The organism is Neisseria sp. HMSC074B07, from assembly GCF_001810355.1.
In the GTDB taxonomy this organism is placed as follows: Bacteria; Pseudomonadota; Gammaproteobacteria; order Burkholderiales; family Neisseriaceae; genus Neisseria.
In genome coordinates this window covers 9,582-17,876 of record NZ_KV800924.1, presented here as the reverse complement: position 1 = coordinate 17,876, position 8,295 = coordinate 9,582, and the positions used below count along the sequence as shown (strand labels likewise).

Here is an 8,295-nt window from a genome sequence, read left to right as displayed (position 1 = left end):
GGAGGGGATGTCCAACTTTTGGGGTGCAGTTCAATGGTTTCAGACGACCTTTTTAACGCAAACCGTTATAATAACGCCCCATCCGTTTCCACAATACATTCATTGCATAAAGTCATGAAAACCTTGCTCCAACTCCAAACCGCCGCACAAAATTTCGCCGACCACTACAAAAACCAAACCGACGAACGTCGTGAAAAAGACACCTTTTGGAATGAATTTTTTGCGATTTTCGGCATAGACCGCAAAAACGTCGCCCACTTCGAATATGCCGTTAAAGACCCAAGCAACAACACCCAATTTGTCGATGTCTTTTGGGAAGGCATCTTCTTGGCAGAACACAAATCCGCCAACAAAAACCTGGCAAAAGCCAAAGAACAGGCAGAGCGTTATTTGCAGGAAATCGAGCGCACCAAGCCGTCTGCCTTACCTGAATATTACGCTGTCAGCGATTTTGCCCATTTCCACCTTTATCGTCGCGAGCCTGAAGAAGGCGTGGAAAACCAATGGCAATTCCCGCTGGAAGCGTTGCCCGAATACATCGCGCGCGGCATTTTCGACTTCATGTTCGGCATCGAAGCCAAAGTCCGCCAAATTCAAGAAGAAGCCAATATTCAGGCGGCAGCGGCCATCGGCAGGCTGCACGATGCCTTGCAGGAAGAAGGCATTTACGAAGAACACGAACTCAGGCTCTTCATCACGCGCCTGCTTTTCCTCTTTTTTGCCGACGACAGCGCCGTTTTCCAGCGCAACTATCTTTTTCAAGACTTTTTAGAAAGCTGCAAAGAAGCCGATACGCTCGGCGACAAGCTCAACCAACTCTTTGAATTTCTCAACACACCCGACCAAAAGCGCAGCAAGACCCAAAGCGAAAAATTTAAAGGTTTCGAATACGTCAACGGCGGCCTTTTCAAAGAACGCCTGCGCACCTTCGACTTCACCGCCAAGCAGCACCGCGCCTTAATCGACTGCGGCAATTTCGACTGGCGCAACATCAGTCCCGAAATCTTCGGCACGCTCTTCCAATCCGTCATGGACGCGCAAGAGCGGCGCGAAGCAGGCGCACACTACACCGAAGCCGCCAATATCGACAAAGTCATCAACGGCCTTTTTTTAGAAAACCTGCGCGCCGAATTTGAAGCCGTCAAAGCCCTCAAACGCGACAAAGCCAAAAAACTCGCCGCCTTCTACCAAAAAATCCAAAACCTGCAATTCCTCGACCCGGCCTGCGGCTGCGGCAATTTCCTTATCGTTGCCTACGACCGCATCCGCGCCCTTGAAGACGACATCATCGCCGAAGCCCTCAAAGACAAAGCAGGCGGCTTATTCGACAGCCCGTCCGTCCAATGCCGTCTGAAACAATTCCACGGCATCGAAATAGACGAATTTGCCGTCCTTATCGCCCGTACTGCCATGTGGCTCAAAAACCACCAATGCAACATCCGCACGCAAATCCGCTTCGACGGCGAAGTCGCCTGCCATACGCTTCCGCTCGAAGATGCCGCCGAAATCATCCACGCCAACAGCCTCCGCACACCTTGGCAGGCGGCGGACTACATCTTCGGCAATCCGCCCTTTATCGGCTCGACCTACCAAACCAAAGAGCAGAAAAACGACCTTGCAAGCATCTGCGGCCATATCAAAGGCTACGGCCTGTTGGATTACGTCTGCAACTGGTACGTCAAAGCCGCCGGCATCATGGCGCAGAATCCCCAAGTTCAGACGGCCTTTGTTTCCACCAATTCCATCTGCCAAGGCCAGCAGGTCGAAATCCTTTGGGGCAGCCTTTTGAACCAAGGCATCGAAATCAACTTTGCCCACCGTACCTTCCAATGGACGAGCCAAGCCGCAGGCAAAGCCGCCGTCCATTGCATCATCGTCGGCTTCAGCCGCAAACCGCAAACGTCGTCTGAAAACGGCGGCGCAAACGCTTCGGAAAATCCCGCCCTGCCCAAATATCTCTACGACTATCCCGACATCAAAGGCGAACCCGTAAAACACGCCGTAGCCAACATCAATCCATATCTGATTGATGCGCCCGATTTGATTATTACCAAGCGCAAAACCCAAATCAGTGGAGAAATTGAAATGGTTAGTGGCGGCAAGCCTACCGAAGGCGGCAACCTCATACTTTCTACCGATGAAAAAGAAGCCTTGATTGCTACCGAACCATTGGCGGCAAACTACATACGTGCCTTCTCGATGGGTAACGAATTTCTTAATGGTATCGAACGTTGGTGCATTTGGTTTAACGGCGTACCTGATGTCAAACGCAACCATGACTTAAAACAGATGCCCAAAGTCCAAGCCCGTATTCAGGCAGTCAAAGCCATGCGTGAGGCTAGTAAAGATAAGCAAACTCAAAAAGATGCTATGACTCCCTGGCTTTTCCAGCAATTACGCAATATTTCAGACGGCAATTACCTTGCCATCCCTAAAGTATCTTCTGAAAATCGCCGTTTCATTCCCATCGGTTATTTGGATTCTCGAACTATTGCCGGGGATAAGCTCTTCATGTTACCCAATGCTACCCTTTACCACTTCGGTATTCTCTGCTCCACTATGCACAATGCCTTTATGCGCACTGTTTCAGGTCGTCTGAAAAGCGATTACAGCTATTCCAGTTTAATTGTGTACAACAACTTTCCCTTCCCCGAAAGCTGCCGTAAACCCGACAATGGCGAAACCGCCTGTCAGGAAACCACGGGCAAAAAAGGCAAAAAGCCGGGGTCGTCTGAAAACAGCCCCCTACGCGCCGCCATCGAATCTGCCGCCCAAGCCATTCTCGACATTCGCGAGAAATACCGCGCCGATGCGCTTGCTGACAATCTGCCTCCCCCTACGCTTGCCGAACTCTATGCGCCCGACGCAGGCTATCCCGACCTCGCCAAAGCCCACGCCGCCCTCGACAAAGCCGTCGATAAAGCCTACGGCTACAAAAAAGGTAAAAACACCGACGACGAGGCAGAACGCGTCGCCTTCCTGTTTGACCTGTACCGAAAGGCAATAGAAAGCGAAAACACCAAGCCGTCTAAAAAATCCAAATAAAGGTAAACGGCAAACCCCGCTTGGTTTACAGCCAAACCCGCCCCGCCGGAAATATCGGGCCTGCCCCATCCCATACCATTCCTTCACAACAAAAAGGTCGTCTGAAAACCAAACTTCGGTTTTCAGACGACCTCAATCATTCCAAACTTTCAACCAACCTTATTTCAAGGCTTCCAGCAGCTTCCCGTGTATCCCGCCGAAACCGCCGTTGCTCATGACCAAAATATGGTCGCCTGCTTCGGCATTTTTCACGATTTCGGCAACGAAGGCATCGAAGTCTTGTCCGACGTGCAGCTTGTTAGCCAAAGGCTCAAGGGCTTCGGCGACGTCCCAGTCCACGCCGCCGGCGTAGCAGAACACTTGGTCGGCACCTTTGAGGCTTTCGGGCAGGGCGGCTTTCATCGTGCCGAGTTTCATGGTGTTTGAACGCGGCTCGAGGACGGCGAGGATGCGGGCGTTTCCAATGCGCTGGCGCAGGCCTTCGATGGTGGTTTCGATGGCGGTCGGATGGTGGGCGAAGTCGTCGTAAACGGTGATGCCGTTCACCGTGCCTTTGATTTCCATGCGGCGTTTGACGTTTTTAAACGCGCTCAAGGCTTCGCAGGCGGTCTGAATATCGACGCCGGCATGACGTGCGGCGGCGATGACGGCGAGCGCGTTCATGCGGTTGTGTCCGCCCATCAAATCCCATGCGACGTGTCCGGCTTTTTTGCCGTCAAGCAATACGTCGAACGAGCCGTCGGCATTGACTTCGCCGACCTGCCAGCCGTGTTCGGTGCCGAATTTTTCCACCGGCGTCCAGCAGCCTTTGTCTAAAGTATCTTGCAAGCTTTGCTGCTGTCCGTTGCAGACGATTAAGCCTTCGGACGGCACGGTGCGTACGAGGTGGTGGAACTGGGTCTGTATCGCGCCCAAATCGGCGAAGATGTCGGCGTGGTCGAATTCCAGATTGTTCAACACGGCAGTACGCGGGCGGTAATGTACGAATTTGGAGCGTTTGTCGAAAAAGGCAGTGTCGTATTCGTCGGCTTCGATAACGAAAAACGGCGATTTGCTGTTCGGGTCTTGGCGCGGCGTTTGCGGCAGGCGGGCGGAAACGCTGAAGTTTTCGGGTACGCCGCCGATGAGGAAGCCCGGCGCGAGTCCGGCGTATTCCAAGACCCATGCGAGCATGGATGCGGTGGTCGTTTTGCCGTGCGTCCCCGCCACGCCGAGTACCCAATGATGATGCAGCACGTTTTCCGACAGCCATTGCGGGCCGGAAATATAAGGCAGGCCGCGGTTCAAAATCGCTTCAACCACATCCATTCCGCGCTTGGCGACATTGCCGATAACGTAAACGTCGGCTTTAAATTCGTCCAACTGCGCGGCGTCGAAGCCTTCGTGTACGTCTATGCCCAAGGCTTCGAGCTGGGTGCTCATCGGCGGATACATCTTCGCGTCGCAACCGCTGACTTTGAACCCCGCTTCTTTGGCAATGGCGGCCACCCCGCCCATAAACGTGCCGCCGATACCGATAATGTGGATGTGTTTCATGATAAGACCGTCTTTTGAATGAAATAATGGGAAAGCCGCCATTATAACGGAGTTTGGATAGTGGGGTCGTCTGAAAAGCAAAGCTGTGGCAAGATGGACAATATAGAGGATTTGAACTGAACAGGAGAAAGCCCATGCCCAAGCTGACACCCCAAATGTTCGCTTTTCTGCAAGAGCCTCAAGCCGAAGCCGTTTTGCTGCGGCTCTACGCCCAAGCCTTAAAGCAAAACAGACAGATGTTTTTTCATTTTCTGCCCAAGATTTTCAAGCTCTTGGGCAAAGGGCTGGATTGGACGGGGGAAAACGAAAGTTTTTACGAAGACAAATATATCCCCATCGCACCGCAACAAGGCAAGTTTTTGTATATGCAGGCTTTGGCATCGGGTGCAAAAAATATTGTCGAATTCGGGACTTCCTACGGCATTTCGACGCTGTATCTTGCCGCAGCCGCCAGAGTCAACGGAGGGCGCGTCATCACTTGCGAATATCTGCCGCACAAAGCCGCAGCGGCGAGAAAACATTTCCAAGAAGCCGGTTTGGCAGACTATATCGAGCTTCGCGAAGGTGATGCGCTGGAAACCTTAAAAGACTTAGCCATCTGCCCCGATTTCGTCTTACTCGACGGCTGGCCGGATTTGGTATTCCCCGTATTCAAGCTGCTGGAATCCAATCTTACCGACCGCGCGGTCATCGCCGTGGACGATGTGGAAGGCTTCTCACCCGCCATGCAGGATTATCTCGATTACGTCCGCCGCCCTGAAAACGGTTATATTTCAAGCACATTAAAACCTTATAAAGCGCTGGAATATACGGTCAAGACAGGCAAACCGAAAAGGTCGTCTGAAAACTCGGTTTAGGCAAAATAGAATTGCCTGACCGGTTTTCAGACGACCTTTTATTGCTATCTTTGCAACCATCACTACTCGGGCATCATCTCACCTTCACCGCCCATACTGTTTGCCGCATTAACCCGTTCCTGCGCGGCTTTCACTTGGTTTTCCAAACCCTTAATCCGTTCTTGATAACGGGCGTAGTTTCGCTCATTGCCATAACGAACCTGTTTGCCCTCTTCCAGATTTTTCTGTGCCTGAGCCAATTCGTTTTGCGCCGAAGATGAACCAGGCATTGCGCCGGACGGTGGAGACGGCATTTGTTCGGAAGGAGCGTTTCTTGCAGCAGCGCTTGCTGATGCCGAGTGTGCGGACGGTGCGGCGGAGGTATAAACCGAGGGTCTGCCGATATTGCCCGGTTTGCAGTTTTTGCCGCCGGTCTGCGTATAGGTTTTACGCCCTGATTTGTCGATACATTCAAATACGGGGGATGCCGTCGTAGCGGCGGAAAATGCGAGCAGTAATGTGCTTAAAATCAATTTATTCATTCTTATACCTTTCATCAAATCATCAAAACCATATCCACCATGCCACCAAAGCAATGATCATCACCAAATTCGCAATAATAATCGGCTTCCATTGCCGAGGTGCGTGGCGTAATTCTGCGCCTGGACGTGTGCGGCGGATGTAGAAAAACGGACTGAGCAGCATGGATGCGGCGCACAACAGAATAATCACGGCGTAATAGATTTTTTCGGTTTCCATTTCCTCCGCCCCGTTTCAGACGACCTATACAAAATATGCTACAATCGCCGGCGATTATAACACCCTGTTTATCTATATTTATAAAGGTTTTACCAATAATGATTTCTACCAACGGCATTACCATGCAGTTCGGCGCGAAGCCGCTGTTTGAAAACGTATCCGTCAAGTTCGGCGAAGGCAACCGCTACGGCTTGATCGGCGCGAACGGTTCGGGCAAATCCACCTTCATGAAAATCCTCGGCGGCGATTTGGAACAGACTGCGGGTGAAGTGGCGATTGAAAACGGCGTGCGGCTGGGTAAGCTGCGCCAAGACCAGTTTGCCTACGAAGACATGCGCGTGCTGGACGTGGTGATGATGGGGCACACCGAAATGTGGGCGGCGATGACCGAACGCGACGCGATTTACGCCAACCCCGAAGCCACTGAAGACGACTACATGAAAGCCGCCGAACTGGAAGCCAAGTTCGCCGAATACGACGGCTACACCGCCGAAGCGCGCGCCGCCGAACTGTTGAGCGGCGTGGGCATTTCCGAAGATTTGCACAATGCGACCATGGCGGAAGTCGCCCCGGGATTCAAGCTGCGCGTATTGCTGGCGCAAGCCCTGTTCTCCAAACCTGATGTGCTGTTGCTTGACGAACCGACCAATAACTTGGACATCAACACCATCCGCTGGCTGGAGGGCGTGTTGAACCAATACGACTCCACCATGATTATCATCTCGCACGACCGTCACTTTTTGAACGAAGTCTGCACCCACATGGCGGATTTGGACTACAACACCATCACCATCTACCCGGGTAACTACGACGATTATATGCTCGCCTCTGCCCAATCGCGCGAACGCGCCCTGAAAGACAACGCCAAGGCAAAAGAGAAACTGCAAGAGCTGCAAGAGTTCGTCGCCCGCTTCTCCGCCAACAAATCCAAAGCCCGTCAGGCAACCAGTCGTCTGAAACAGGCAGACAAAATCAAAGCCGAGATGGTCGAAGTGAAACCTTCCACCCGCCAAAACCCGTATATCCGCTTTGAAGCCGATGAAAAAGCCAAGCTGCACCGTCAGGCGGTAGAAGTCGAAAATCTGGCCAAACGCTTTGAAACCCAGTTGTTCAAAAACCTGAGCTTCATCCTCGAAGCAGGCCAGCGCCTCGCCATCATCGGCCCCAACGGCGCGGGTAAATCCACCCTGCTGAAACTTCTCGCCGGTGCATTCAAGCCCGAATACGCCGAAGGCATCGCCCCCGATGCAGGCACCATCAAATGGGCAGAAAAAGCCAACGTCGGCTATTACCCTCAAGACCATGAAAACGACTTCGATGTCGATATGAACCTGAGCGAATGGATGCGCCAATGGGGCCAAGAAGGCGACGACGAACAGGTCATCCGCGGCACTTTGGGGCGTTTGCTCTTCGGCAGCAACGACGTGGTGAAAAAAGTGCAGGTCCTCTCCGGCGGCGAAAAAGGCCGTATGCTCTACGGCAAACTCCTGCTGCTGAAACCCAATGTGCTGATTATGGACGAACCCACCAACCACATGGACATGGAAAGCATCGAATCGCTGAACATGGCGCTGGAGAAATACAACGGCACGCTGATTTTCGTATCGCACGACCGCCAGTTCGTCTCCTCGCTCGCCACCCAGATCATCGAGCTGGACGGCAAGGGCGGTTACGAGCACTATCTGGGCGATTACGAAAGCTATCTGGAGAAAAAAGGGATTGTGTAAAAAAACATGAACGCCAATCTGCGGAAACTGCTGCAAAACCCGCTTGCGCTCATCGTATTGCCCGCATTGAGCCAGTATCTTACGCAAAACGGTAAGGTACACTTGGTTGATGACGAACATGCTTATCGGAAAGGTCATGCAGCCGCCTGACTATTTAACGAGTTCGGCGTAGCAGGCGCTGGGGCTTTCTAGGCGTTGCCTAGATTGTCTGCCTGTTTTTAGCCATTCGTTCATATCGGGTGTGACAGCAAGATAAGTAGCAGTAAACAAAAAGCTCAGGCAGTCTGAAAAATGTCTTTCAGACTGCCTGAGCTTTTTAGTCAATAAAGGAAGACAACAAATAAAAAACAAACAGCATAACTATAGTGGATTAACTTTAAACCAGTACGGCG

At 52.2% G+C, this 8,295-nt stretch carries 7 protein-coding genes; 4 read left to right on the top strand and 3 right to left on the bottom strand.

Annotated elements, in window-relative coordinates; all coding sequences use genetic code 11:
* The first annotated feature begins 114 nt into the window (after positions 1-114).
* The gene (locus tag HMPREF2726_RS05380) at positions 115-3,045 is read left to right on the top strand and encodes a class I SAM-dependent DNA methyltransferase (RefSeq protein WP_070602543.1); all 2,931 of its coding nucleotides are present in this window, start codon (positions 115-117) and stop codon (positions 3,043-3,045) included.
* 159 nt (positions 3,046-3,204) lie between these two features.
* Here the strand turns inward: HMPREF2726_RS05380 and mpl are convergent, their stop codons facing one another.
* Complete coding sequence (gene mpl, locus HMPREF2726_RS05375) at positions 3,205-4,581, bottom strand: UDP-N-acetylmuramate:L-alanyl-gamma-D-glutamyl-meso-diaminopimelate ligase (protein WP_070602541.1); 1,377 nt, start codon at positions 4,579-4,581, stop codon at positions 3,205-3,207.
* A 134-nt stretch (positions 4,582-4,715) separates the two neighbouring features.
* On the opposite strand from mpl, the gene HMPREF2726_RS05370 reads away from it, so the two are divergent.
* Positions 4,716-5,438, top strand: a complete 723-nt coding sequence (locus HMPREF2726_RS05370; protein WP_009311734.1) for an O-methyltransferase — start codon at positions 4,716-4,718, stop codon at positions 5,436-5,438.
* 62 nt (positions 5,439-5,500) lie between these two features.
* On the opposite strand, the gene HMPREF2726_RS05365 is transcribed toward HMPREF2726_RS05370, so the two are convergent.
* Positions 5,501-5,959, bottom strand: coding sequence for a DUF4124 domain-containing protein (locus tag HMPREF2726_RS05365; protein WP_009311735.1), 459 nt, complete (start codon positions 5,957-5,959; stop codon positions 5,501-5,503).
* 22 nt (positions 5,960-5,981) lie between these two features.
* Positions 5,982-6,176 carry a hypothetical protein gene (locus tag HMPREF2726_RS05360; protein ID WP_009311736.1) on the bottom strand — a complete coding sequence of 65 codons (195 nt, stop codon included), beginning with the start codon at positions 6,174-6,176 and terminating at the stop codon, positions 5,982-5,984.
* A gap of 98 nt (positions 6,177-6,274) precedes the next feature.
* On the opposite strand from HMPREF2726_RS05360, the gene HMPREF2726_RS05355 reads away from it, so the two are divergent.
* Entirely contained in the window at positions 6,275-7,903 is a 1,629-nt protein-coding gene (locus HMPREF2726_RS05355) for an ABC-F family ATPase (RefSeq protein WP_009311737.1), read from the top strand.
* 6 nt (positions 7,904-7,909) lie between these two features.
* Positions 7,910-8,053: a hypothetical protein gene (locus HMPREF2726_RS14095; protein ID WP_009311738.1), complete on the top strand. Its 144-nt coding sequence runs from the start codon at positions 7,910-7,912 to the stop codon at positions 8,051-8,053.
* Positions 8,054-8,295: the final 242 nt, after the last annotated feature.